Here is a 24,176-nt window from a genome sequence, read left to right on the forward strand (position 1 = left end):
AAAATGCTAAGGACTATGAAAAAAATCGGAGGAACATTCTTAATCGCCTTACTAGCCGGCGCAATAACGCTAGGATCTTATAAATTACTTATAGAAGAGCCTACACAAGTAGCCTCAACCCCAGTACAGACCCAAACCACACCTGCCTATACCCCTGTAAATTATGAAGCACTTGCGGCAGCTGCCAGCGGTGTAGATTTTACAGAAGCGGCAGAGCGCACGGTAAATGGTGTGGTGCACGTAAAAAATGTACAAGTGTACAAGCAGCCGCGTAATATGATGGAATATTTACGTGGTGGAGGACAAACTAATAAAGGCATTGTAGGTGCCGGTAGTGGTGTGATTATCTCTGGAGATGGATACATTATAACAAATAACCACGTGATAGATGGCGCCTCTGAGGTAGAGGTCACGCTTAATAATAACAAAACCTTTATGGCAGAAGTGATAGGCAAAGATGCAAAGGCAGATATTGCCATCCTTAAAATAGATGCTGGTGAGGAGTTGCCTTATATCCCCTTTGGCGATAGTGATGCTACAAAGGTGGGAGAATGGGTACTTGCCGTAGGTAACCCTTTTAACCTTACCTCTACCGTTACCGCAGGTATAGTCTCTGCAAAGGCAAGAGATATAGATGAGCGTGATGCAAACTTCCAGTCTTTTATACAGACAGATGCGGCTATTAACCCTGGTAACAGTGGTGGAGCACTTGTAAATATTTTTGGTGAGCTGGTAGGGATTAACACGGCCATTACCTCACAAACGGGATCTTATGTAGGGTATGCCTTTGCCGTACCGTCTAACAATGCGCGTAAGATTATGGAAGACATTATGCAATATGGCTCTGTACAAAAAGGCATACTAGGTGTTACTGGAGGCACACTTAATGCTGCCATTGCAAAAGATCAAGACCTTAACACTACAGAAGGCTTTTATGTAGCCAGTGTAGAGTATGAGAGTGGTGCAGAGCAAGCAGGTATCACCACTGGTGATATTATCAAAAAACTTGATAATGTAAACGTGACCAAGTATTCTGACCTCTCTGGATACATTAATACCAAACGACCTAATGATATTATACAAGTAGAGATCTTACGAGATGATGAACTTATGACCTTACCCGTAAAACTAGTAAAGTCTGTCACTTTTGACATAGAGCGACTAGGGATACAGGTTAAAAATGCCTCCCCAAAAGACCTTGACAAGTACAAAGCCAAAAATGGTGTTGTGATAAGCGATAAGTTAGGGGAGTCTATGAAAAATTATGATATTGTAGGTCTTGTTATATCTGAAATAGATGATGTTATGGTAAACTCTATAGATGATGTAAAAGAAATATTTAAAAATAAAAGTGCAAACGAGCCTGTGAGTATTGTCTTTAATGACAGAAAAGGAGAGCGCAACCGCTTTATTTTTGACTAAGTCACAAGTGTTTTAAAACTTATAACCCTTTCAGTTTCTGGAGGGGTTATTTTTTTGTGGGAGAAATTCATTTACGAAAACGTTTGAGTAACAGACAGAAATGGCTACTTTTGCACAAAATTTGAAAAATTACGCTTTCGCGAAAGCGTACAAAAAAAACAATGTAACGTTTAGTATCTTACTATGAGTCAATCAGAAACATACGAAAAAGAACTTTCCTTTCAAGCAGACCGCCGAAGAGCCACTGTAGAATTTATTAAAATAGCTAGCGACCTATGGTATGACAATGCTATAGAGCTTGTTTTATTTAGAAACCAAGTGATGGATCGCAACGTGAGTCAGATTTTAGACCTTCACGAGTATGCAGGAGCCTTTGTAGGAAAGCCTATCTCTATATTTGATAGTGTAGAGATCGCGCAGGCTATAAAGCAACTAAACTTGCCACCATCTAAGCTAGATATAGGTAAGCTTACGTATGAGTACCACCTAGAAGAAAATGAAAACGCAACGAGCTTTATAGCACAACGCCTTAAACCTGCACAGCAGGCAGCGCCTATTGAGCCTAAGGATGTGGTGCTTTACGGTTTTGGCCGTATAGGGCGTCTTGTAGCGAGAGAGCTTATGACACGCACGGGTAAAGGTAGCCAGTTACGCCTAAGAGCTGTGGTTACAAGAGGTAAGATAGATGCTGGTATACTTGAGAAAAGAGCGGGTCTTCTTAAAAGTGACTCTGTACACGGTGACTTTACAGGTACCGTCTCTGTAGATGTAGAAAATCAAGCCCTCATTATAAACGGTACTACAGTAAATATTATAAGTGCAAATGCACCAGAAGATATAGACTATACAGCTTATGGTATAAAAGATGCCCTTGTGATAGACAACACGGGTGCCTTTAGAGATAAAGAACAACTAAGCAGGCACCTAGTAAGTAAGGGTGTGGCAAAGGTATTACTTACCGCTCCTGGTAAAGGAATCCCTAACATTGTGCACGGTGTAAACCACCAAGAGCACAACCCAGATGAGGTACAAATCTTTAGTGCAGCATCTTGTACTACAAATGCAATTACACCTATTCTTAAAGCCATAGATGACACCCTAGGTGTACAAACAGGTCACCTAGAGACCATACACGCATATACAAACGACCAGAATCTGGTAGATAATATGCACAGTAAGTACCGCCGTGGTAGAGCCGCTGCTCTTAATATGGTGATTACAGAAACTGGGGCTGGTGCGGCAGTGAGTAAGGCGTTACCACATTTTGAAGGAAAGCTTACCTCAAACGCGATACGTGTACCCGTGCCTAACGGATCTCTAGCAATACTTAACCTTGAGCTTACAAAAGAGACAAGCATAGAAGGGATAAACACACTTCTTAAAAAGTATGCACTAGAGGGTGAGCTTGTAGAGCAAATTAAGTACTCTATAGATAATGAGCTTGTGTCTAGCGACATTATAGGCTCATCTGCTCCTAGTATATATGACAGTAATGCCACTATCGTACGTAAGGATGGTAAAAATGTACTTCTTTACATCTGGTATGATAACGAGTATGGATACAGCCACCAGGTGATACGCCTTGCAAAATACATTTCTAAAGTACGTAGGTTTACGTATTACTAGAATGAGACGTTCTTCCATTAAGTATGTGATTGTAACATACTTTTTAAGTAAAGCCATCTTTATAAGATGGCTTTACTGTTTTTAAGAAGTGAGATATATGTTTAAGTAGGTTGTGTAGCTAGTTTGTTTTTTTTTTGCGCTTTCACGAAAAAGGAACAACGCACACAACTAGCTAATAAAGCCTTATCTAACTTTAAAAATACCTGTATATTTAGACAATCAATTAAAAAACAGGCAAACCAGCAAAGCTTGTACTGAGCTCGTCAAAGTATGCCGCACTCGCTTTATGTAGTGGACTGTTGTCAGTATTATAAGAAAAATATTATGAATAGAGTTTCAAAAATTGCCAGTGAGTTAAACGTATGCGTTGAGAAAGTGATTTCTGAACTCATTAAGGAGTTTGGAAAAAAATATCAAAACAATACAAAATTATTAAATGACGAGATTGATTTCTTATTCAAAATATTTAAGAAACACTTTGATAATAAGAAACGTGCCAATGAAATTAGATCAAATCGTCTTTGCAATGTTGACCGCTCCTTCCAATTTTCTGAAAAGGAAGTATCTATTTACACCAATGAGTTTAAAAAACATTCTAAATTACTAATTGATATAAAACTCTTAGAAAGTAAAGCTGACAGATTTGAGAACTTAGAAAGTTCCGAAATTGGAGCAATCCTGCAAATTAAATTTGAAGGATTAGAAAATATTCAGAATGAAATTAAATTACAACGTTTTAAAAAAACAAACATTCTGCCAAACACAGGTAAGGAGAAATACAAAAAGCCAAATCCAATAAGAAAATCTGGAGTTACCATAATATCGAAAAACCATTTATCTGTACCAGATGATAATCCTTGGAGTGGAGTTTTAGGCAGCGACGAAGAAGAGCACACTGCATATTGGAACACTCACTAAACGAATTATACTAATGGCAACAACGTTTAAAAATGATATGGTAATTAATGCTTAACCCAATGAAAAAGGCACTTTTGCAAGGTCGCCAAATTGTTAAATTTGGTATGTATTTAATCGAATGGTTAGCGTGCAAATCTACCCTACTAAACATACACAAACACGTTGGCGGCTGATTGCTCAAGGGCTCGCAGTTCACGATAAAATAAGCCACACAAAAGGCAGTTGCATACTTGGTTATTACCGCAATCGTATGGCTACGCTTCAAAATCGGTTTAAGAGCGATTGTAAGAGCTATAATCAAGGATCTGGCACAAGATGGGTCATAGAGCAAATCTGCTAGGATTTTAAAGCTCCCACCCTACTCAATCAGCCGCCACTTTGTGCCTTCCTCTCGGTCGTTCCTTCCTCGTCGGAGACAGGACTCAAAAATGCCTAGGACATACATCTTAAGTATAGAAAGCTCACACGTAGTTGCAAGTGTGCATTCCTCTCGGTCGTTCCTCTCTCGTCGGATGCAAGAACTATTACATAACGCGAATTTATGCCTTATTATAAATCTCATCCAGCATCATTCTCTCAGTCGCTAACTCCTTCGTCGATGATGAGAGAGGCAGGTTTGAAAGCTCTATGCGCGGCGTACAAATCCAAAATTCATTGTATATTTAGTCCAAACAAATCAAGACCACAAAGTAAAGCAAACTAGCAAATCTTGTACTGAGCTTGTCGAAGTATGCCGCACTCGCTTTATGTAGTGGCCTGTTATATACCATTACAAAACAAAATGGAAAATCTAATTAATTACATACAATCCAGAGTTCCTTTAACTCAAAATTATATTGATTTAATCAAAAAGTACTTTGTTTCTGAAGAAGTACCAGCTCAAACTAATTTTTTAAAAGCAGGAAAAGTTGAGCGATATATTTATTTTTTAGATACTGGAATTGTAAAAGGATATCAAAATGTTGACGGGAAGATTATCGTACAACATCTTGTAGCAGAACAAGATTTCTTCACATCTTTAGATAGTTTTATGACAGAAACACCGTCATTAGATTATTACGAAACTGTAACAGAGTCAAGAGTTTTAAAAATATCGAAACCTGATTTTGACATTTTACAAAAGGAAACAGAATTTTGGACAATATTTGTCAAAGAAGTAACCAATGAACATTTAAGTTGCAAACTAGAGCGTGTTAAAGATTTTCAAATTTTAACAGCAAAAGAACGTTATCTAAAATTTGTAAATCAGTATCCAAAATTAGCTTTGAATGTATCTATTGACAATATAGCTTCTTTCTTAGGAATGGAACCTCAATCTTTAAGTCGGATTAGAAAACAAATCGCTTTCTAACAAATGTTATTTCTAACCTCTTAAAAGGTATCGAAATTTGCTCAAACAAAATTTAATAATTATGAGCAAAGAAATTTCATTAGTAACAGGAGGAAATGGACATTTAGGAAATAATCTAATTAGACTTTTACTTTCCAATAACCAAAAAGTAAGAACAACAGTAAGGAACATTCATAAGACTGAACCTTTTAAAGGGTTAGACTGTGAAGTTGTTCAAGCTGATATTACCGACAGAGAATCTCTTAAAAAGGCATTTCAAGGAGTCACAAATTTATATGCAGTAGCTGCTAATTTTAGTATGTGGGCTAAAAATCCTAAAACTGAAATTTATGATAATAATATGCAAGGAACACAAAATGTGTTTGACATTGCTAAAGAATGTGGCATCAAAAATATCGTTTATGTAAGTTCAGTAGCTAGTTTGGATTTTACTAAATTACCAGCAAATGTGGACAATGGATATAACAAAGACAGACGAAACTGGTATTACAATTCTAAAAATGATTCAGATAAACTAGCATTAGAATTGGGTAAAAAATACGGTATTAGAACTGTTCTTGTTTTACCTTCTGCTATGATTGGGGATAAAGCTTATAAATTAAGTTATTCTAACAACCTTGTATTACAAGTTTTAAATGGAGAAATACCTGTAGACACCAATGTAACTTTAAATTGGGTAGATGTAAAAGATGTAGCTTCTGGTCTATATAATGCTATGCAAAAAGGTAGAAATGGAGAACGTTATGTTTTATCAAACGAACAACACACTACGTTACAAGAAACAGTAAAAATAGCATCCGAATTATATCCTGAACTAAAATTAAAAATGCCTAAAAAAGTACCAAAATGTTTGTTGTACTCTGTTGCTGGTTTAATGGAATTTAGCAGTAAAATTACAGGTAAAGAACCTTTATTACAAAGACATTACTTGGATATGTTTTATGGTTTAAAGCAAGATTATGATATTAGTAAATCAAAAAAAGAATTAGACTTTAATCCTAAACCTTCAAAAAAAGCTTTGGAAGATGCTTTGAAATATTTGAAAACCGATTGGAAAAAAGAAAACGGTATATAACAAGGTATAAAAAACATAGGGCTTTTGGGCTTAATCCAAAGGTCTGTGTTTATTTGCAAAGTCACCAAACCAAAACGTATTGTTTATCACCTGCCCTACGTTTCTTATACTGAACGTGGCGGCTGATTGCCCAAGGGCTCGCAGTTCACGATAAAATAAGCTACACAAAAGACAGTTGCATTCTTGGTGATTACCGCAATCGTATGGCTACGCTTCAAAATCGGTTTAAGAGCGATTGTAAGAGCGATTGTAAGAGCTATAATCAAGGATTTGGTACAGATAGATCTTAGAGCAAATCTGCTAGGATTTTAAAGCTCCCACCCTACTCAATCAGCCGCCACCTTGTGCCTTCCTCTCGGTCGTTCCTTCCTCGTCGGAGGCAGGACTCAAAAATGCCTAGGGCATACATCTTAATTATAGAAAGCTCAAACGTAGTTGCAAGTGTGCATTCCTCTCGCTCGTCCCTCTCTCGTCGGATGCAAGAACTATTACATAACGCGAATTTATGCCTTATTATAAATCTCATCCAGCATCATTCTCTCAGTCGCTAACTCCTTCGTCGATGATGAGAGAGGCAGGTTTGAAAGCTCTGTGCGCGGCGTGCAAATCCAAAATTCATTGTATATTTAGTCCAAACAAATCAAGACCACAAAGTAAAGCAAACCAGCAAAATGCCGCACTCGCTTTATGTAGTGGCCTGTTGCCCACAATTAAAGACAAGCATTTCGCTGAATAGAAAAATTGAGAGAATTACCAAAAGATATTATTGATGAAATGAAAATCCGATTTGGCTCGGACTATTACTCTGCGGAAAAAATTCTGAATGAATATTTGAATAAAAATGAATATTTAGATTCTGACCGAATTATTAGATGTGTGCTTTTTTTGACTACAAACGGAATTGAAAATTTTGAAAAAAACCTGACTTTAGCAAAAACTGACCCAAGAGATGCAATGCTTTGGGCTGAATACGAAAACGAAAAACAACCGAAAAGAGTTCGTGATTTCAATAGAACCTTTACAGAAAACGGAATTTAAAAATGAAGAATAAACTAAAAATAGTTTCTTTAATCTCATATTCTCTAATAATTCTTATGGGAGAAATGATTGGAATACCATTTTTAATGTGGCTCATATTTACAAGCTTTGATTTTGGAAATATTGAGCAATTTTTTGCGATTATTGGATTAACTGGAATAATCTTGAGTTTTACAAAATATTGGAGATTGAGAATAGTTAAAATTTTGAGTTTCATTTTATTGATTTCACCATTAATAAAACGAATGAGAGAAATTCCAATTGAAAAATTTAATTATTTAGCTTTTCAAGTTCCTCTAGTGATTTTTGTAATTACATATTTGATTTTAATAATAAAACGGAATAAAATAACTGTGGGCAACAAAGAACTGAGTTAAAAGCTCAAAAAAAATAATTGAATTTTAATATATCTCCATATGGACATTAGAAACATCGATATTAAGAATCAAGTTATACCCTTCTTAATTCCTCTTGCTCTTTTAAGCCTGTTGATTTTTATTTCAAAATCAAATCAGTTTACAGCAAACCCTAGTTTAATTTCTGTGTGGATAACTATAGACTTAATTCTAACCGTTCCATTAATTTATTTTCTTTTAATTCGAAAAAATGCAGTTCCAAAGAACACAGTTGTTATAGCTTTACTTATTGGTCTATTTATCTGTTACAAAATAATACCCGCAGAAAATCAGACCGTATTGCCAGTATTAGGAACCTGGTTGTTGCCTATTTTAGAAATTGGAATTCTCGTATATATCTTAGTAAACCTTCGAAAGGCACGACTGAACTATAGACAAAATAGAGATAACCATATAGATTTTTATACGACTGTAAAAACAATTTCTCAAGATCTTCTCCCTAAGTTTATGGCTAGAATAATTGCTACAGAAATTACAGTAGTGTACTATGCAATTATAAATTGGAAACGCCGCCCACTTAAAAATGGAGAATTTTCAATTCATAAAAAAAGCGCATCTATTTCAATATTACTGGGCATTATGCTCATCATAGGCGTAGAGGCTACAGTCTTTCATTATATTTTAGAACAAGAGGGCAATCCAAAAGCTTGGTTGATTACCTTTTTAAGCATCTATACATTACTACAAATTCTAGGTTTGCTAAAATCTATTATTAAAAGACCAATCTCTTTTGAAGAAGATATCCTTCGTTTAAGATATGGGATAATGAAAGAAACTTCTATTGAGTTAAACAACATTAAAAGTATTGTACTTTCTTCTAAAAATATGCAACAAAAAACAAGTAGGCTCTCCATTTTTGGTAGATATGAGACTCATAATGTAATCTTAACTCTCAAGAACACTGAAACGCTCTATAGCCTATATGGCATTAAAAATAATTATACAACAATCTCATTTTATGTAGACGAACCACAAAAATTTTTCAATAAGACGTGTGAATCTATTGAGAAATCTCAATTGAAGTCTTCTATTAACTAATGTGATTTTTGTTCTGAGTCTCAAGATTGTTTGCCTAGACGGACATAAATACTAAAGAAAAACGGTCTTACGTTTGTGTATTATTTCTAATAATAACTAAAGCTAAACGCAGTGAGGCCTTTAAGGCAAAACCGAAAGGTCTGAGTTTATTAATGAAGTTGCTATATCTTATAAATGTAGCTTCGTGCGTAGACGGAAACAAAAAGTTTGCTTGTCACCGCACTAATCATAGCCGAGACCGGTACCTTTCTCTCGGTCATTCCTCTCTCGTCTGAGGCAAGAACTATTACATAACGCTTCCCGAAGTACATCGGGATTTGAAAGCTCTATGCGCGGCGACAGATTCACAAATAAGTGTATATTTAAATAATCAATTAAAAAACAAATGACAGACAACAACTTAAGTAAAAAGGTTAATTTTCTAATTTTCTATTCAATAATCAGTACAACATTCTTTTTATTATTTATAGTGTATTTAAATATTCAAAAAAATAAAAATCTTGATGAGTTAACAGTTAAACGTATAAACTTAGTGGATGAATCTGGAACGAATTTAAGAATGGTCATCAGCAATGAAGTTCGACAACACCCAGGAATCATTAATGGAGAAAAACTCAAACCACGAGAAAGGCCGTCAGGAATGATTTTTTTTAATTCTGCTGGAGATGAATGCGGAGGATTGATATATGACGGAAATAAAAATGACGCTGGGATGGTTTTATCAGTAGACAAATTTCGTGATGACCAAATTATGCAACTTCAGTATATGGAAAATACAAAAAACAATGCTAGAAAATATGGATTGCAATTATGGGATTACCCTAAAGAAAACACCAACCAAGAACGAAACAAAAGGTTTGAAAAATTAGATTCAATTAACGATAAACTTTTAAATAAAAATGAATATCAAAAAATGAAACTGGACAGCTTACTAATGGAAGACAGACTATTTATAGGAAAAAATTTCAACAAAGATGTTGGACTATTCATTAATGATAAAACAGGAAATCCAAGAATCAAAATATACATTGATAATAATGATACGCCTAAAATTGAACTTTTAGATATAAATGGAAAAACGATAAAATAACATCACCTAACAAGGCATATAATTAATGCCCTCCGGGACACTAATCATATACCAAAACGTGGTGGCTAATTACCAAAAGCCTCGCAGACCACGATAAAATAAGCTACACAAAAGACAGTTGCATACTTGGTAATTACCGCAATCATATGGCTACGCTTCAAAATAGGTTTAAGAGCGATTGTAAGGGCTATAATCAAGGTTCTTTACCCCTATTTTAATCTATAATTTTCATCGTGGCGTCTTCCTGATTTTACGCTTTCGCGAAAGCGTAATTATTACATAATTATTTTTTTGAATTATGCTCAAAGCATATCTCAAATTCATAAATAAGTGTATATTTAGGCCGTCAATTAAAAAAATCAATCAATGCAGGCTATCGATTTCTAAGACGTATAATCGTCACTAGATATCCTGTTACAATCAATCAAGAATGAAAAAATTCCAACTATTTCTAGTATCAATTTTATGTAGTCTTTTTTTAAACTGTAGCACAGATGATACTGACTCTACCGAAAACCAAATGGTAGATAGCTCAGAGTATCTTTACTTTGTTTCGGGAAAAATTAATGGAGAAAGCTTTGTGTACGGTCTTCGTAATGACGCTACTTCACTAGACTATCAGATCATATCAAGAATTCCGCTAGAGGGTGCTGTTTGCGCTACCAGTCAAGATCAAGGGCTAGATTATAAAGTAACATACGGTTCTTCTATTTATCCCAATTTTGATAATGAAGATTCTCAACCAAGTCTCGGGTTTAACTTTGTAAGATTTTACAGATGCTCTAGTGAAGAGTCCTCTTCACAAGCTTTTAATAGTCTCTTTCCAACTGGCAATTATGAATATGCACTAGACGATAATTCTTCTGGGACAATGGGACAGATAGGTATAGACTACTCACCTATTGCTAGTGATGTTAGTACCTACTATGAATCATATGGAGCAAATGATGCGTCTAATTCATTTACCATTACTAGCACAGCAAGTAATAATGACTCCCTCCTTGGAACCCTAGTTAATGTAAGGCAGATTATAGAAGGAACCTTTACAGTAAGACTATACAACGTAAATGATGCTTCAGATTTTGTAGACATTACAGATGGACAATTTAAAATTACAGTGTCTAAGTAACCTCTTATCTTCATCACCTTCTAAACTTAGAGAGTGATTTATATAACAACCTTATATAAGGATGACTGCTCCTTATTTAAGCAGCATACTACATTTCTCTCTAGATAAGTAATAGATAAAACGGCGACTTACATAGTACGTTCGGTTAGTTGTTTTATTACGCTTTCGCGAAAGCGTCAACTTTCTCAAATACTCGTATATTTAGAAAATCAATTAAAAAACAATCAACAGAGCCTCTCCATCAATCCCGATAGCTATCGGGAGCCGTACTTGCTTTATGTAGTGGTCTGTTGTAGAATATTTAAAGCCGAATGAATAATCACGTCAAAAATCAACATTACGTTCCGCAATTCTTGTTAAGAAATTTTTCGAGTAGTGGACAGAAATTTATTTGGGCTTTTGACAAGAACGAAAAATATAACGTTCGGAATCAAATAAAGGAGCGCGCAATAAAAAAAGTAGCAAGTGAAGAATATTTCTATGACCAATTCAAAAATAGTAGAGTTGGAAGTTATGAATATGCGCTACAAAACGCTGAAGACATCTCTGCCCCCATTATTAAAGAAATAATAAAAAATCGGAGTATCGAAGATCTTACGGAAGATCAAAGAAGAACTTTGTCTTTTTTCATTACACTTCAAAATTTAAGAACAAAAGGGCACTTATTTCAAACTGAAATATTAATGGACAATATGTCTGTACAATTGAAAGATAAGGCCAATATAAGTATTCCAAAAATTGACCATAAAAAAATTTGGTTTTCAATGTTGGAGCAATCAACTAACTTCTATGAAGTTCTAATGAATAAAGTATGGATGTTAAGCGAGAGCGACGACGAATTTATAATTTCAGATAATCCAGTTACTTTACAAAATACTACTGATAGAAGTAAAATTAGAGGAACCTTGGGGCTTGATAGCTACGGAATTGAGATTTATTTACCAATTTCACCATCATTGACAATAAATTTATTCTGTGAAAAGTTCCTTTCTCAAAATGGGTATCAGAAAAATACTATGCCTAATTTAAAATGTAAACCAGAAAATATTGAAAACTTGAATTGGCTCCAAATTGCTTATTCTGAAAGATTTATCTTTTCACATAAAAATGATTTTGGACTTGTAAAAAGAATTTTAAATAAATAAACACAAGCACTCCATTAATCCCGATAGCTATCGGAAGCCGCACTCGCTTTATGTAGTGGCCAGTAACAAGTAATTATGAAAAAATACATCTGTATATTAATGGCAGTTATCGTCTGGAGTTGTTCATCTTCAAAGGATGTGATTATAGAACCAAAGTATTCTGATTTTAAAATAGTAAATACACCAGTAGTAGTTGAAAACGATACAATTTATGTAAACGAACTTCGATTTTACGAAATGGAATCAGCTACAGATGCAAAGAAACTAATGCGTCAGAATTATGGTAAATGGAGCGAAAAGTTAAGTGGATTACATCACCAAATTATTAAAAGAATTGTTTGGCAGGATGTAAAGCTCATAGACGGAAATGACAAAACCTTCACTGTGGTAACTGACGGAACTGAATCGATGTATGATTATTTTACTTGCCTAATCGTTTTTGACTCTGAAAAGAAGGATTGCTTTAAAGATGGACACCCTTATAAAGAGGAATTAATTAATTTATTTACCGACAAAATGGATAAAATTAAATAGGCCCTCTTTGTGTCAATAATTTAGAAGAATCAATTAAAAATCAAAACCAATAATCCCGATAGCTATCGGGAGCCGCACTCGCTTTATGTAGTGGCCTGTTGTAAAAGATTTAAAAAAAATGAAACGATTACTATATTTAATATTACTAATTGTAATTTCCTGCTCGAGCACATCTCAATTGCCAAGACCTGAAATACAATCCGAAATTCCAGCCTCCATATTGAATTCAAATGGAATTGCCGCCATTAATCCAAATTATAAAAACTCATATTTTAGACTCCTACCTTACTTGTTTTTTAATGAAAGTAGCACTTTTAATGAAATTCAAGGTGATTTTTATAATGTAAAATTCAATGCCAATTCTAACTTAAATATAATGCCGGGGTTTAGGAGTGAATATGGAAATTACCAAAATTCTTTAATAGTTCTAATCGCAATGAGTGAGACATCAACCTTACCAATAAAAGATATACCCATTTCTGTTGAATCAAGTAAAAATGGAGCTTTTAAACAGGGGAAATTGATTGGAAATAATCAAATTAATAAATCACAGCAGCGAGTTTTATTTGTAAAAAAGCTGGAATTAGAAAATCGATTTGATGTTTTAAATAAAATTAATGATGACGTAATAACTGTTAAGATTGGAGAACAGGTTTATACATTCTTAAACCCTGAAATTAAACTGGATTAAAACGTTTTAGAACAAAACCACAAAGTAAAACATACCAGCGAAATGCCGCACTCGCTTTGTGTTAAGGGCTGTTAGACAACATTAAAAATGAACATTCGAAATCTATTTATAATATTTTTATTTTTATCAATTGTCAGCTGTATTTCAGGCAATCAGAATAGAGAAACTGATATTGAAAGATTAAAACTAAACGGACAAGTAAAATCTTACTTAAAAACGATTCATAGAAGTTCGAACGCATTGAAAGACACAATCGAAACCACACTCAAAGAACAGCACAGAGAACTTACTTTATTTGACAAAAACGGTAATATCATAGAAGAAATAAGTTTCAAGAAAGATGGTGAACGATATAAAAAGTGGATTTCAGTTTATAATAGCGAAGGAGATGAAATTGAAAAAGTCGAAATTAAATATCCTAATGATACTCTTAAACGCTGGTTAAATAAATATGATAATTCTGGAAACAAAATAGAATCATTAATTTATGATAGTAATGATTCAATTTTAAGACATACCAAATCATCCTACAATGACTTTAATAAAGAAACTGAATCGACAATTCTTAAGAGTAAAAAAGCAAAAAATCAATTAGTAAAAGTTGGTTATGAATATGACAAAGATGGTAATAGGCTAAAAACAACAAGACATTATGCTGACAATTCAAAAACTGAATGGTTTACTAAATATGATTCGTTTGGAAATGAAACTGAATGGAGAGTTTACGACCGAAAAGGAAATATGGAAAGAATAGATTCTACAAACTATATTTATTTCGATAACGGTAAGGTTAAGGAAGAAAAAATGTTTTCTTCGAATGATATTCCAGGTGTTTTTGGTATTTCAAAATACAATAAAAATGAAGATGAAATTGAATACATTGAATTTTTAAATGATTCCATTACTTCTAGAGAAATATACATTTACGACAATAATAGTAGTCAGATAACAAAATATTATGACTCGAATGGCGAGCTTGAATCGACCATAAAATTGACTTCTGAATTTGATGAAAATAGAAATCTTATCAAAAAATCGAAATTCAAGAATGGTACGTTAAGAACGATTAAAGAATATAAAATTGAATACTATAAATAACGTTGCCTAACTAAGAACTGAGTTAAAAACAAATCCATTACCGCAAAGCTCAATCAGTTTTTAAATTAAACTTTATCTAGAATTCCACAATCATTATTCACTCATACCCTCTACTATTTCCCTCCTACTCCATAAAAAGAAGCAACATCTTGAGATATAATTTTATTTAAAAAGTCCAAAAGATGTATTTTCACGTACTTTTGTAAACTGCGATGGGGTACATCGTCGTTTTTATATAAAATATCATTTAATTTTTCAGATTTATGAACGCTATTACAAAGGCTTTTGCTTTTATATTCCTCCTTTCTTTTACCGCTGTACAAGCACAAGATGCCTCAAAGAGCATTGATGATCAATTTACAGAGGTTATAGATGGTTCAAACAATTACCAGAAGTTTAAGGTGATTGAAAAAGTAAAAATGACCCGCCTACAGCAAAACACAAAAAAACGCATAGACGGCCTACAGGCAGAGATAGAAAATCTTAAGTCAGAAATGGCACAGCAGCAAGCGGCTGCAGCACAGGTAAGCACAGACCTTGCTCAAACACAGGCTACACTAGAAACAACAGAAGGTGAGAAAGACTCAATGAACTTTTTTGGCGCTCAAATGAGTAAAGGCAACTACAACACGATGGTATGGAGTATTGCTGGAGTATTATTGCTTGCGTTGTTATTTTTTATATTCAAATTTAGAAGTAGTAACGTACTTACTAAAACGGCACAGCACAAACTAGATGAGACAGAGGCAGAGTTTGAAGATTACCGCCGTAAAGCCTTAGAGAAAGAGCAAAAACTAGGTCGTCAGCTACAAGATGAGCGCAACAGAGCGCTTAAATCTTCAAAAGGGTAAGCACTCGTTTTATTAATACTATAAAATCTGTACTTTAGGGTATAGATTTTTTTATGCATATACGCCAGGCTACACTTACAGATCTTGAGTTTATTATCCCGCTCTTTGATGGGTATAGACAGTTTTATAAACAACCGTCAGATATAGAGGGGGCTCGCTCCTTCCTTAAAGAACGGTTTACACATAATGAGAGTACCATTTACATCGCTCATACTGAAAGTAATACGCAGGAGGTAGTAGGTTTCACGCAAGTGTACCCCCTATTTTCTTCGGTAAGTATGGAGCGTATGTTATTGCTCAATGATTTATATATTCATCCAGACCATAGAGGAAAAGGTATAGGTACCTTGCTTATAAATCGTGTTAAAGAGTTATGTACAGCCAAAGGGCAAAAAGGCATTGCATTACAAACGGGTACTACAAACCCAGCACAAAAACTTTATGAGCGTCTAGGCTTTACAAAAGACCCCGATTTACATTACTTTTGGGCTCGCTAGCGCAAGACCTGCCTCGCATTACAATTGTATACTTATGAGAATAGATATTATTACCGTCGTACCAGAGTTATTAAAGAGTCCTTTTGAGGCCTCTATAATGCAACGCTCTATTGCAAAAGGTCTGGTAGAAGTACAGTTTCACAATTTGCGAGACTATACAGATACTAAGTATAAGCAGGTAGATGACTACCAGTTTGGCGGAGGTGCAGGTATGGTAATGCAAATTGAGCCTATAGATAAATGTATCTCTAAGCTCAAATCTGAGCGTGATTATGACGAGGTTATCTATATGACTCCAGATGGTGAGACGCTAGACCAAGGGATGGCAAACACGCTATCGCTCAAAGGCAACATTATCATACTATGTGGACACTACAAAGGTGTAGACCAGCGTGTGAGAGATCATTTTATTACTAAGGAAATCTCTATAGGAGACTACGTACTAAGCGGTGGCGAGCTAGGCGCTCTGATACTTTGCGATGCGGTGATACGTTTAATTCCTGGGGTGCTAGGTAATGAGACTTCGGCGCTTACAGATAGTTTTCAAGATGGATTACTCGCTCCACCTATTTACACACGCCCAGCAGATTATAAAGGCTGGAAAGTTCCTGAGATTCTCACCAGTGGCAATACTCCTAAGGTAGAAGAGTGGCGAGAAGAACAAGCATATATAAGAACAAAAGAAAGAAGACCAGACTTACTAGAGGAGTAATGAGTACGCTTTCGCGAAAGCGTAACAACCCACATTCTCAACACCTAGAAGTTTATAGCATTTTAAATTACATACCCAGCAAGGGAAGCATATGATTACAACAGACCACATAAAATCACTCCAAGAGCGCGTAGACGGCTTAAGGAGATATCTTTGACGTAGATCGCAAACGTATCGAGATACAAAACGAAGAAGAAAAAACCTTTGACCCAAATTTCTGGAACGACCCAAAAGAGGCTGAGGCCTTTATGAAAACCTTACGTTCTAAAAAGAAATGGGTGACAGATTATGAGGAGGCTCAAACCTTTGTAGAAGACCTAGAGGTGCTCTATGAATTTGCAAAAGAAGGCGAAGCTCCAGAAGAAAATGTACAAGCACGCTATGAGAAAGCGGCTAGTTTTATAGAAGATATCGAGTTTAGAAATATGCTCTCAGAAGAGGGTGATGAGCTAAGCTGTGTCTTACAGATTACCGCCGGAGCTGGTGGTACAGAGAGTTGCGACTGGGCATCTATGCTTATGCGTATGTACTTAATGTATGCAGAAAAACAAGGCTGGAAGGTAAAAGAGCTTAACTTTCAAGAAGGTGATGTAGCGGGTATAAAAACGGTATCGCTAGAGATAGAAGGTGAGTTTGCCTTTGGCTGGCTTAAAGGTGAAAACGGTGTACACAGACTGGTGCGCATCTCCCCTTTTGACAGTAATGCGAAGCGTCATACCTCATTTGCCTCGGTATATGTGTATCCACTTGTAGATGACAGTATTGAGATAGAACTCAATCCAGCAGACTATGATATTGTGACGGCGAGATCTTCTGGTGCTGGAGGGCAAAATGTAAACAAGGTGGAGACTAAGGTCCAACTTACCCACCACCCTACAGGTATACAAATCTCTTGTTCTGACTCGAGATCACAACACGATAACCGAGCAAAAGCGTTACAGATGCTCCGTTCTCAATTATACGAGCTAGAACTACGTAAGCAAATGGAAGCCCGTAACGCGATAGAAGCAGATAAGAAGGCTATTGAGTGGGGATCACAAATACGCAATTACGTATTACATCCTTACAAACTTGTAAAAGACGTACGCACCGCTGTAGAGACGGGTAACACAGATGCTGTACTGGATGGTAATATAGACCTCTTCTTAAAAGGATACCTAATGATGATGGGGCAAGAAGAAGCGAGTGATGAGCTCTAAAGAATATGAAGTATATTTAAAAAAAGCCAATCTCACGATTGGCTTTTTTTTCTAATATATAGACTTATGATTTCTATATTTTTTCTTTTCTAAACAAAGCTAAGGTTAATAAGAACCCTACAATTACAAGCATACCTCCTACCCAAGGCGTCGCGGCAACCCCTAGGTCAGATTCCACTACCATTCCGCCTACATAAGCGCCTATGGCAATACCAACGTTAAAAGCTGCGATATTTAATGCTGAGGCTACATCTTCGGTTCCTGGCAAGTATTTTTCGGCCATTTTTACCACATATAATTGCAATGCAGGTACGTTTGAAAAAGCAAGTATTCCCATAAAAAATAAGGTTACTATGGCAAAAGTCTGACTTGAAGCCGTGAAGTACAATACAAACAACACAATGGCTTGTAATGCAAACATCACCAATAATGCTTTGCCTGGTTTATTGTTTGAAACTTTACCGCCTACAATGTTTCCTATAGCTATTGCAACCCCATAGATTAAAAGAAATATACTAGTCATATCTGAAGAGAAGCCGGTCACTTTTTCTAACAATGGTGTTAAGTAAGTAAATGTGACAAACGTACCTCCATAACCAAATGCAGTAATGGCAAGCACCAATAAAATAGACGGATTTTTAATCACTTTTAATTGGTCTACAAGTCTTAATGGAGCCGATTGTTTGATGTTTTTAGGAACCAAAACTAAACTTGCTATTGCTCCTATTAATCCTAATAGTGCAACACCAATAAATGTTGCTCTCCATCCAAAATTCTGACCGATGTAAGTACCCAAAGGCACACCAGTTACAATAGCTACAGTAAGACCAGCAAACATTATAGAAATGGCAGTTGCTCTTTTATCTTTTGGAACTAAACTAGCGGCAATGGTAGACCCAATTGAAAAGAATACACCGTGTGCAAAACCTGTCACGACTCTTGATAAGAGTAACAATTCAAAACTAGGTGAAATTGCTGCTAAACCATTACCAATGATGAAAAGCAACATAATTCCCATCAATAATTGTTTCCTTGGAATTTTACCAGTTAAAGCAGTTAATATGGGTGCACCAATGGCTACACCAATAGCATAAAGGCTTACTAATAATCCTGCTGATGTTAATGATGTACCTAGGTCGTTTGCAACTGTAGACAACAGACCTACAATTACAAATTCTGTTGTACCTATCGCAAAGGCACTTATGGTCAATGCCCATAGAGCAGCTGGTAGACTCTTCTTTTTAGTCACCGTTGTATGTTTATCTATCGTTGTTGTTTTCATAATAATTTGTTTTTAATTGTTGGATACAAAATTCTATGAAAACAAAGGGGTGTGCGAGGACATACCTCACAGTTTTAATGTGAGGTAGATCAATATAAAAATGTGATTTAGATCACTTTTAGCTATTAAAACGACTTAAAGTCTCTCTGGAAACGCCTAAATAGGAAGCTATTAATTTTTTAGGCACGCGCTGTATTAAAGCAGGTAGTTTAGTAACTAGGTATTGATACCTATCTTCTGCAGTCATTGTAAGTAATGACAATACTCTTTTTTGCAGGTTAATATAACCGTGATTTGATTTAACTCTAAAGAAATTGGCAACAGCTGGCACTGCAAGACAAATCTTCTCCCTATCTTCTAATGACAAGTAGAAAAATTCAGAATCTTCTAGACAATCTACAAATATAGTTCCTGGTTCTTGATGCTGAAAAGCACAGTGATCACTCACCCAGTATTTCTCCATTGCAAACTGGAGAATGTGCTCTTTACCTTTATCATCTATGTGATAGGCTTTCACAAGGCCATTAATAATCCAGTATTCAAAATTGACAGCCTGCCCTGCTTGAATTAAAAATTGATGCTTTTTTAATGTTTTAAAATGAAAGTGTGGCTCAATAAAATCCCATTCTTCATCTGTCAACGAGTATAACTCTTCAAAATGTTGTCTTAGTGAATGAAACTTGTTTTCCATAGTTCAAAATTACACTATTTACTAGAACCTTGATTAAAGATAAATACTCATTTGCCATAGATTAACACGCCTCCATCCCTGGGAAGGCAAGCATCTGCCCCATCCCTACTGTAAATAACCAGTTACCATATAAAGCGTGCTCTATAGATACCAGTGTGGTAGATCTTGTTTTCTTAAAGGTATAAGCAAATAATAATCCGCCTATAAAGGTGAGTACAATGACTAAGGTGTTGCGTAAAAATAAGTGCGCCATTGCAAATACAATCGCATTTACCACCATAAGCAATCGCTTGTCTTTAAAGAAACCATCATAACGGTTAAAGAAAAAAGTTCTGTAAATCACCTCTTGCGGCCATACAGATAAGAAGGTGTACACTAGCAATATCATCACCCATAATTTTGGGTTGCTCTGTGGTACACAAAACAAGCTAGAAGGCTGTAATATATACACGTAAATGGTAGTAACAATAGCTATAACAACAAGCTTCACAGCTGTCTCCTTAAAAAAAGACGGCCAGTTTATTGACCGCTCAACCTTAAACTTTACTGCCTTACTTCTATAAAGCATCACCAGTAAATATGTAAAACCTATTAAAACCGAAGCTCCTTTAATCTTAAAGTCATAGGGTAATAATAGACTTAATGGTAGTATTATGAATAATATAAAAAACTCTGTGAGTACATAATACTTGCCATTCATCATACCGTGATTGTTGTAGTGTTTTTTACCTCGCTTATAGTAAACGAGCTCTGTGTACTCCCTATATACTTAAGCGTAGTAAGCTTGGTTACCATAAAATTACGAAAATGCTCCATATCTCTTACCAGCACTTTGAGTAAATAATCATAGTCACCACTTACGTGAAAACACTCTAGCACCTCATCTAGCGCAGTCACCTCTTTTTCAAAGGAGTCTATTGCATTTTGAGCGTGCTTCTCTAGCTTTACGTGGCAAAACACCTGAAAACCTAGCCCTACAATATCCTTATTAAGAAGTGTGATATACTGTGCGATCACTCCTGAGCGCTCCATCTTTTTTACACGCTCATAAATAGCAGTTACAGAAAGGTTAAGCTTTGCAGAAAGCTCTTTGTTTGTGATTTTGGCGTCCTGTTGTAGGTATCCTAAAATTTTTTTGTCTAGTTCGTCAAGTTTCATCATAGAAAAATTATCAGTATTTGGGGTAAACTTATGCTTTCGCGAAAGCGAAATTCTAATTATTTACAATAATACAGTTTAATTATCTATATATCTAACTCACTATTGATTAAATATCTACATATACATACATTTACGTTATAAATAACAAGTATTTACATAAACTAATCTATTCAAACACTTAGCGCCTTATGAAATTTAAACCCGCAAACGAGATCCAAGATTTACAGTATTTTGGAGAATTTGGAGGAGTAAATCCTTCTATTTCAGATAGCTCAACCTACACTTTTTTATCGGCAAAAACAATGTTTGACACCTTTGAAGGTAATGCAGATGGTTGTTATTTATACTCAAGACACAGCACACCGTCTAATCTTTATCTAGGTGCAGCCCTTGCCGCAATGGAAGGAACAGAAACGGCAAACGTTGCTGCCAGTGGGATGGGTGCTATCACTCCTACCCTATTACAACTGTGCCAGGCTGGTGATCACGTAGTGTCAAGCCGTACCATTTATGGAGGGACATATGCCTTCTTAAAAAACTTTGCTCCTAGACTAAGCATCACGACGAGCTTTGTAGACATTACAAATCTGGAAGCAGTAGAAGCCGCTATTACAAAAGACACGAAGGTGCTCTACTGTGAGTCTGTGAGCAACCCACTACTTGAGATTGCAGATATTGAAGGGCTCTCTGCCATTGCAAAAAGACATCACCTTAAACTACTGGTAGATAATACATTCTCACCGCTCTCTATATCTCCTGTAAACCACGGTGCAGATGTGGTGATACACAGTCTTACTAAGTTTATAAACGGATCTTCAGACACGGTAGGTGGCGTGGTGTGCGGTACACAAGAGTTTATAGATGAGTTACGTAATGTAAATGATGGAGCAAGTATGCTACTAGGCCCTACTATGGATAGTCTGAGAGCAGCCTCTGTACTCAAGAACTTGCGCACCCTGCATATACGTATGATGCAACATAGTCACAATGCTATGTATCTCGCAGAGCGTTTTGAAAACCTAGGACTAAGAACGGTATACCCTGGACTCCCTTCTCACCCTAGTCACGAGGTTTTTAATAGACATATGAATGATAAGTACGGCTACGGCGGTATGCTTACAGTAGATGTAGGATCACTAGATAAGGCAAATGCACTTATGGAGTTAATGCAAGAAAAGAACCTAGGTTACCTAGCGGTGAGTTTAGGATTTTACAAAACCCTCTTTAGCGCCCCAGGAACTTCGACTTCATCAGAGATTCCAGAAGATGAGCAAGCAGCGATGGGACTTACAGATGGTCTTATACGCTTCTCAATAGGCCTTGATGCAGATATAGAACGTACTTATGAAATGATGAAATCTTGTATGGAAGAGATAGGTGTTTTGGTCCCAAAGATGGCATAACACATTATCTTTAATAAAATCTTTGCGAGCTTATAGTAACCTACTGTAAGCTCGCATTGTTTTTTTATAACATAAGAAGTATTGCCCTATACAGTCTAACTAACTATAACAAAGAGTGATAGATTCTCACCTCTTTTAATCTAAGAGATGAGCGTGTAATGAGAGCTATGAGCTATTTGCTCTCACACCTTGCAAAATACAGGCTATTATTGTAACATTACCTATACAAAACACACACAATGAATAACAATCTAGAAGAGCAAAAAAACCATCATATTGTAGATAATCGTGAACTAAATTTGTGGGAGGCTCTTATCCCAGTTGTTATTCTAATGGGGCTTCTAGCGTATAACATTTTTCTTAAAGATGGCGAGTGGCTTGGTGAGTATTCTAATCAATACATCCTTCTTATGGGAGGAGCTGCAGCCGCAGTAGTAGGCTTTCTTAATAAATCTACACTAGGCACAATGCTCGCCGAAGTTTGGGAAAACCTAAAAAGTGTTTTTGTACCTATTGTCATATTATTTCTAGTAGGAGCTCTTGCCGGCAGCTGGCTTGTGAGTGGTATTATTCCAGCAATGGTATATTACGGTCTCCAGGTGTTAAACCCTACTATCTTTTTACCAGCCTCAGTCATTATTGCTGCCATTATCTCCATTGCAACAGGAAGCTCTTGGACCACCTCTGCCACTGTAGGTATTGCGCTTATAGGTATAGGTCAAGCGCTGGGTATAGATGCAGGTATGATAGCGGGAGCTGTGATTTCTGGTGCATACTTTGGTGATAAAATGTCACCACTAAGTGACACGACTAACCTCGCTCCAGCAATGGCAGGTACAGATCTCTTTACGCATATAAAATATATGACCATTACCACAGTACCTACTATAGTAATCACGCTACTCGTATTTATTATCATAAGCCTTAATATAGACACCACAGGTACGGCAGATGTCACAGAGTTACTAGGTGTAATAGATGACACCTTTAATATTACTCCTATGCTTTTTATCGTTCCAGGTGTGGTAATTGCATTAATCGTTACAAAGACAAAACCACTCATTGCCCTAGGAATAGGTGTCGTGCTTGCAGCAGTGTTTGCATATATCTTTCAACCAGAAATACTAGAGGGATTATCTTCATCAAAAATAAATGCCATAGCCACAGCTATCTGGACAGATACTGCTATAGAAACACCTAATGCTACACTTAACGAACTCTTTAGCGCGGGAGGTATACTTGGTATGCTATGGACGATATTACTTATATGTTGTGCGATGGTTTTTGGAGGAATTATGGATGGTATAGGTGCCTTGTCTAGAATTACAAAAGCCCTGCTAAGCGTTGCAGACACGGTTTTTGGTCTTTTTGCAAGTACAGTAATCTCTTGTCTGGGTCTCAATGCTATTGCTTCAGATCAATATCTTGCGCTTGTCATCCCTGGCAAAATGTTTAAGAAAGCCTACGAAGACAAAGGACTTGCTCCAGAAAACTTATCTCGTACGCTAGAAGATTCTGGTACGGTAACCTCTGTTCTTATCCCTTGGAACACTTGTGGAGCGTACCAAAGTAGTGTCCTTAATGTAGGCGTAGCAGAGTACTTTGTTTTTGCCATCTTTAACTGGCTCTCGCCATTTATGACACTCATTTTTGCAGGATTTAATATTAAGATCAGACAAATTAAGGATGCAAGAAAAGCATAAGGAGGATTTTTTTACGCTTTCGCGAAAGCGTAACCTACACATTTACAACACCTAACAAGGTTACATAAAGAATACTAATACTACTATCAGATTATTGGATTTTACA

The 24,176-nt window shown here is 35.9% G+C and carries 24 protein-coding genes; 20 read left to right on the top strand and 4 right to left on the bottom strand.

Features of this window, described 5'->3' with window-relative positions; all coding sequences use genetic code 11:
- Positions 1 to 15 precede the first annotated feature (15 nt).
- The 18 genes from Q0948_RS01460 to prfB all read left to right on the top strand — a co-directional run bounded on the left by Q0948_RS01460 (position 16) and on the right by prfB (position 17,830).
- A complete protein-coding gene (locus Q0948_RS01460) occupies positions 16 to 1,422 on the top strand; it encodes a trypsin-like peptidase domain-containing protein (RefSeq protein WP_298348221.1) in 1,407 nt (468 codons plus the stop codon).
- A gap of 183 nt (positions 1,423 to 1,605) precedes the next feature.
- On the top strand, positions 1,606 to 3,048 hold the full coding sequence (locus Q0948_RS01465) for a glyceraldehyde-3-phosphate dehydrogenase (RefSeq protein ID WP_298348219.1): 1,443 nt from the start codon (positions 1,606 to 1,608) through the stop codon (positions 3,046 to 3,048).
- Positions 3,049 to 3,372: 324 nt separating this feature from the next.
- Positions 3,373 to 3,966, top strand: coding sequence for a hypothetical protein (locus tag Q0948_RS01470; RefSeq protein WP_298348217.1), 594 nt, complete (start codon positions 3,373 to 3,375; stop codon positions 3,964 to 3,966).
- A gap of 781 nt (positions 3,967 to 4,747) precedes the next feature.
- A complete protein-coding gene (locus Q0948_RS01475) occupies positions 4,748 to 5,317 on the top strand; it encodes a Crp/Fnr family transcriptional regulator (RefSeq protein WP_298348215.1) in 570 nt (189 codons plus the stop codon).
- A 61-nt stretch (positions 5,318 to 5,378) separates the two neighbouring features.
- Positions 5,379 to 6,392 (top strand): NAD-dependent epimerase/dehydratase family protein, encoded by a 1,014-nt coding sequence (locus tag Q0948_RS01480; RefSeq protein ID WP_298348213.1) that lies wholly within the window; start codon positions 5,379 to 5,381, stop codon positions 6,390 to 6,392.
- A gap of 741 nt (positions 6,393 to 7,133) precedes the next feature.
- Positions 7,134 to 7,430 (top strand): hypothetical protein, encoded by a 297-nt coding sequence (locus Q0948_RS01485; RefSeq protein WP_298348211.1) that lies wholly within the window; start codon positions 7,134 to 7,136, stop codon positions 7,428 to 7,430.
- Between the two features lie 2 nt (positions 7,431 to 7,432).
- Positions 7,433 to 7,807 carry a hypothetical protein gene (locus Q0948_RS01490; protein WP_298348209.1) on the top strand — a complete coding sequence of 125 codons (375 nt, stop codon included), beginning with the start codon at positions 7,433 to 7,435 and terminating at the stop codon, positions 7,805 to 7,807.
- 39 nt (positions 7,808 to 7,846) lie between these two features.
- On the top strand, positions 7,847 to 8,884 hold the full coding sequence (locus tag Q0948_RS01495) for a hypothetical protein (protein ID WP_298348207.1): 1,038 nt from the start codon (positions 7,847 to 7,849) through the stop codon (positions 8,882 to 8,884).
- Between the two features lie 385 nt (positions 8,885 to 9,269).
- Positions 9,270 to 9,974, top strand: coding sequence for a hypothetical protein (locus tag Q0948_RS01500; RefSeq protein ID WP_298348205.1), 705 nt, complete (start codon positions 9,270 to 9,272; stop codon positions 9,972 to 9,974).
- Positions 9,975 to 10,404: 430 nt separating this feature from the next.
- The gene (locus tag Q0948_RS01505) at positions 10,405 to 11,103 is read left to right on the top strand and encodes a hypothetical protein (protein WP_298348203.1); all 699 of its coding nucleotides are present in this window, start codon (positions 10,405 to 10,407) and stop codon (positions 11,101 to 11,103) included.
- A 311-nt stretch (positions 11,104 to 11,414) separates the two neighbouring features.
- A complete protein-coding gene (locus Q0948_RS01510; RefSeq protein ID WP_298348201.1) occupies positions 11,415 to 12,248 on the top strand; it encodes a DUF4238 domain-containing protein in 834 nt (277 codons plus the stop codon).
- A gap of 75 nt (positions 12,249 to 12,323) precedes the next feature.
- Positions 12,324 to 12,782, top strand: a complete 459-nt coding sequence (locus tag Q0948_RS01515; RefSeq protein ID WP_298348199.1) for a hypothetical protein — start codon at positions 12,324 to 12,326, stop codon at positions 12,780 to 12,782.
- Between the two features lie 118 nt (positions 12,783 to 12,900).
- Positions 12,901 to 13,473, top strand: a complete 573-nt coding sequence (locus tag Q0948_RS01520; protein WP_298348197.1) for a hypothetical protein — start codon at positions 12,901 to 12,903, stop codon at positions 13,471 to 13,473.
- 87 nt (positions 13,474 to 13,560) lie between these two features.
- The gene (locus Q0948_RS01525) at positions 13,561 to 14,571 is read left to right on the top strand and encodes a hypothetical protein (RefSeq protein WP_298348195.1); all 1,011 of its coding nucleotides are present in this window, start codon (positions 13,561 to 13,563) and stop codon (positions 14,569 to 14,571) included.
- A 263-nt stretch (positions 14,572 to 14,834) separates the two neighbouring features.
- Positions 14,835 to 15,422 carry a hypothetical protein gene (locus Q0948_RS01530; protein WP_298348193.1) on the top strand — a complete coding sequence of 196 codons (588 nt, stop codon included), beginning with the start codon at positions 14,835 to 14,837 and terminating at the stop codon, positions 15,420 to 15,422.
- Between the two features lie 53 nt (positions 15,423 to 15,475).
- Positions 15,476 to 15,919, top strand: a complete 444-nt coding sequence (locus Q0948_RS01535; RefSeq protein ID WP_298348191.1) for a GNAT family N-acetyltransferase — start codon at positions 15,476 to 15,478, stop codon at positions 15,917 to 15,919.
- Positions 15,920 to 15,953: 34 nt separating this feature from the next.
- Positions 15,954 to 16,631, top strand: a complete 678-nt coding sequence (gene trmD, locus Q0948_RS01540; RefSeq protein WP_021778625.1) for a tRNA (guanosine(37)-N1)-methyltransferase TrmD — start codon at positions 15,954 to 15,956, stop codon at positions 16,629 to 16,631.
- Positions 16,632 to 16,722: 91 nt separating this feature from the next.
- Positions 16,723 to 17,830, top strand: a protein-coding gene (prfB, locus tag Q0948_RS01545; RefSeq protein WP_148305630.1) for a peptide chain release factor 2 whose coding sequence is annotated in 2 segments (ribosomal slippage) — positions 16,723 to 16,785 and positions 16,787 to 17,830 — 1,107 coding nt in all. Because the reading frame shifts where the segments join, the coding sequence is not laid out codon by codon here.
- A 73-nt stretch (positions 17,831 to 17,903) separates the two neighbouring features.
- Here prfB and Q0948_RS01550 read toward each other — a convergent pair.
- From Q0948_RS01550 to Q0948_RS01565, 4 genes are all read right to left on the bottom strand, one after another.
- Positions 17,904 to 19,112, bottom strand: coding sequence for an MFS transporter (locus Q0948_RS01550; RefSeq protein WP_298348184.1), 1,209 nt, complete (start codon positions 19,110 to 19,112; stop codon positions 17,904 to 17,906).
- Positions 19,113 to 19,230: 118 nt separating this feature from the next.
- Positions 19,231 to 19,803, bottom strand: a complete 573-nt coding sequence (locus Q0948_RS01555) for a Crp/Fnr family transcriptional regulator (protein ID WP_298348182.1) — start codon at positions 19,801 to 19,803, stop codon at positions 19,231 to 19,233.
- A gap of 61 nt (positions 19,804 to 19,864) precedes the next feature.
- Positions 19,865 to 20,506 (bottom strand): CPBP family intramembrane glutamic endopeptidase, encoded by a 642-nt coding sequence (locus tag Q0948_RS01560; protein ID WP_298348180.1) that lies wholly within the window; start codon positions 20,504 to 20,506, stop codon positions 19,865 to 19,867.
- Positions 20,503 to 20,961 carry an Lrp/AsnC family transcriptional regulator gene (locus Q0948_RS01565; RefSeq protein WP_035325086.1) on the bottom strand — a complete coding sequence of 153 codons (459 nt, stop codon included), beginning with the start codon at positions 20,959 to 20,961 and terminating at the stop codon, positions 20,503 to 20,505. Before Q0948_RS01565 ends, Q0948_RS01560 begins: the two co-directional genes overlap by 4 nt.
- A 191-nt stretch (positions 20,962 to 21,152) precedes the next feature.
- Here Q0948_RS01565 and Q0948_RS01570 point away from each other — a divergent pair, with 191 nt between their 5' ends.
- Positions 21,153 to 22,367 carry an aminotransferase class I/II-fold pyridoxal phosphate-dependent enzyme gene (locus tag Q0948_RS01570; protein ID WP_298348177.1) on the top strand — a complete coding sequence of 405 codons (1,215 nt, stop codon included), beginning with the start codon at positions 21,153 to 21,155 and terminating at the stop codon, positions 22,365 to 22,367.
- 239 nt (positions 22,368 to 22,606) lie between these two features.
- Positions 22,607 to 24,070, top strand: coding sequence for a Na+/H+ antiporter NhaC family protein (locus Q0948_RS01575; protein ID WP_298348175.1), 1,464 nt, complete (start codon positions 22,607 to 22,609; stop codon positions 24,068 to 24,070).
- Positions 24,071 to 24,176 lie beyond the last annotated feature (106 nt).

Origin of the sequence: uncultured Dokdonia sp. (assembly GCF_947496725.1) — a bacterium.
Taxonomy (GTDB): Bacteria; Bacteroidota; Bacteroidia; order Flavobacteriales; family Flavobacteriaceae; genus Dokdonia.

Bases quoted from the DNA above. Each gene is read 5' to 3' on its own strand.
- Q0948_RS01460 (WP_298348221.1), top strand. From the start codon at position 16: ATGAAAAAAATCGGAGGAACATTCTTAATCGCCTTACTAGCCGGCGCA.
- Q0948_RS01465 (WP_298348219.1), top strand. From the start codon at position 1,606: ATGAGTCAATCAGAAACATACGAAAAAGAACTTTCCTTTCAAGCAGAC.
- Q0948_RS01470 (WP_298348217.1), top strand. From the start codon at position 3,373: ATGAATAGAGTTTCAAAAATTGCCAGTGAGTTAAACGTATGCGTTGAG.
- Q0948_RS01475 (WP_298348215.1), top strand. From the start codon at position 4,748: ATGGAAAATCTAATTAATTACATACAATCCAGAGTTCCTTTAACTCAA.
- Q0948_RS01480 (WP_298348213.1), top strand. From the start codon at position 5,379: ATGAGCAAAGAAATTTCATTAGTAACAGGAGGAAATGGACATTTAGGA.
- Q0948_RS01490 (WP_298348209.1), top strand. From the start codon at position 7,433: ATGAAGAATAAACTAAAAATAGTTTCTTTAATCTCATATTCTCTAATA.
- Q0948_RS01495 (WP_298348207.1), top strand. From the start codon at position 7,847: ATGGACATTAGAAACATCGATATTAAGAATCAAGTTATACCCTTCTTA.
- Q0948_RS01500 (WP_298348205.1), top strand. From the start codon at position 9,270: ATGACAGACAACAACTTAAGTAAAAAGGTTAATTTTCTAATTTTCTAT.
- Q0948_RS01505 (WP_298348203.1), top strand. From the start codon at position 10,405: ATGAAAAAATTCCAACTATTTCTAGTATCAATTTTATGTAGTCTTTTT.
- Q0948_RS01510 (WP_298348201.1), top strand. From the start codon at position 11,415: ATGAATAATCACGTCAAAAATCAACATTACGTTCCGCAATTCTTGTTA.
- Q0948_RS01515 (WP_298348199.1), top strand. From the start codon at position 12,324: ATGAAAAAATACATCTGTATATTAATGGCAGTTATCGTCTGGAGTTGT.
- Q0948_RS01520 (WP_298348197.1), top strand. From the start codon at position 12,901: ATGAAACGATTACTATATTTAATATTACTAATTGTAATTTCCTGCTCG.
- Q0948_RS01525 (WP_298348195.1), top strand. From the start codon at position 13,561: ATGAACATTCGAAATCTATTTATAATATTTTTATTTTTATCAATTGTC.
- Q0948_RS01530 (WP_298348193.1), top strand. From the start codon at position 14,835: ATGAACGCTATTACAAAGGCTTTTGCTTTTATATTCCTCCTTTCTTTT.
- Q0948_RS01535 (WP_298348191.1), top strand. From the start codon at position 15,476: ATGCATATACGCCAGGCTACACTTACAGATCTTGAGTTTATTATCCCG.
- trmD (WP_021778625.1), top strand. From the start codon at position 15,954: ATGAGAATAGATATTATTACCGTCGTACCAGAGTTATTAAAGAGTCCT.
- Q0948_RS01550 (WP_298348184.1), bottom strand. From the start codon at position 19,112: ATGAAAACAACAACGATAGATAAACATACAACGGTGACTAAAAAGAAG.
- Q0948_RS01555 (WP_298348182.1), bottom strand. From the start codon at position 19,803: ATGGAAAACAAGTTTCATTCACTAAGACAACATTTTGAAGAGTTATAC.
- Q0948_RS01560 (WP_298348180.1), bottom strand. From the start codon at position 20,506: ATGATGAATGGCAAGTATTATGTACTCACAGAGTTTTTTATATTATTC.
- Q0948_RS01565 (WP_035325086.1), bottom strand. From the start codon at position 20,961: ATGAAACTTGACGAACTAGACAAAAAAATTTTAGGATACCTACAACAG.
- Q0948_RS01570 (WP_298348177.1), top strand. From the start codon at position 21,153: ATGAAATTTAAACCCGCAAACGAGATCCAAGATTTACAGTATTTTGGA.
- Q0948_RS01575 (WP_298348175.1), top strand. From the start codon at position 22,607: ATGAATAACAATCTAGAAGAGCAAAAAAACCATCATATTGTAGATAAT.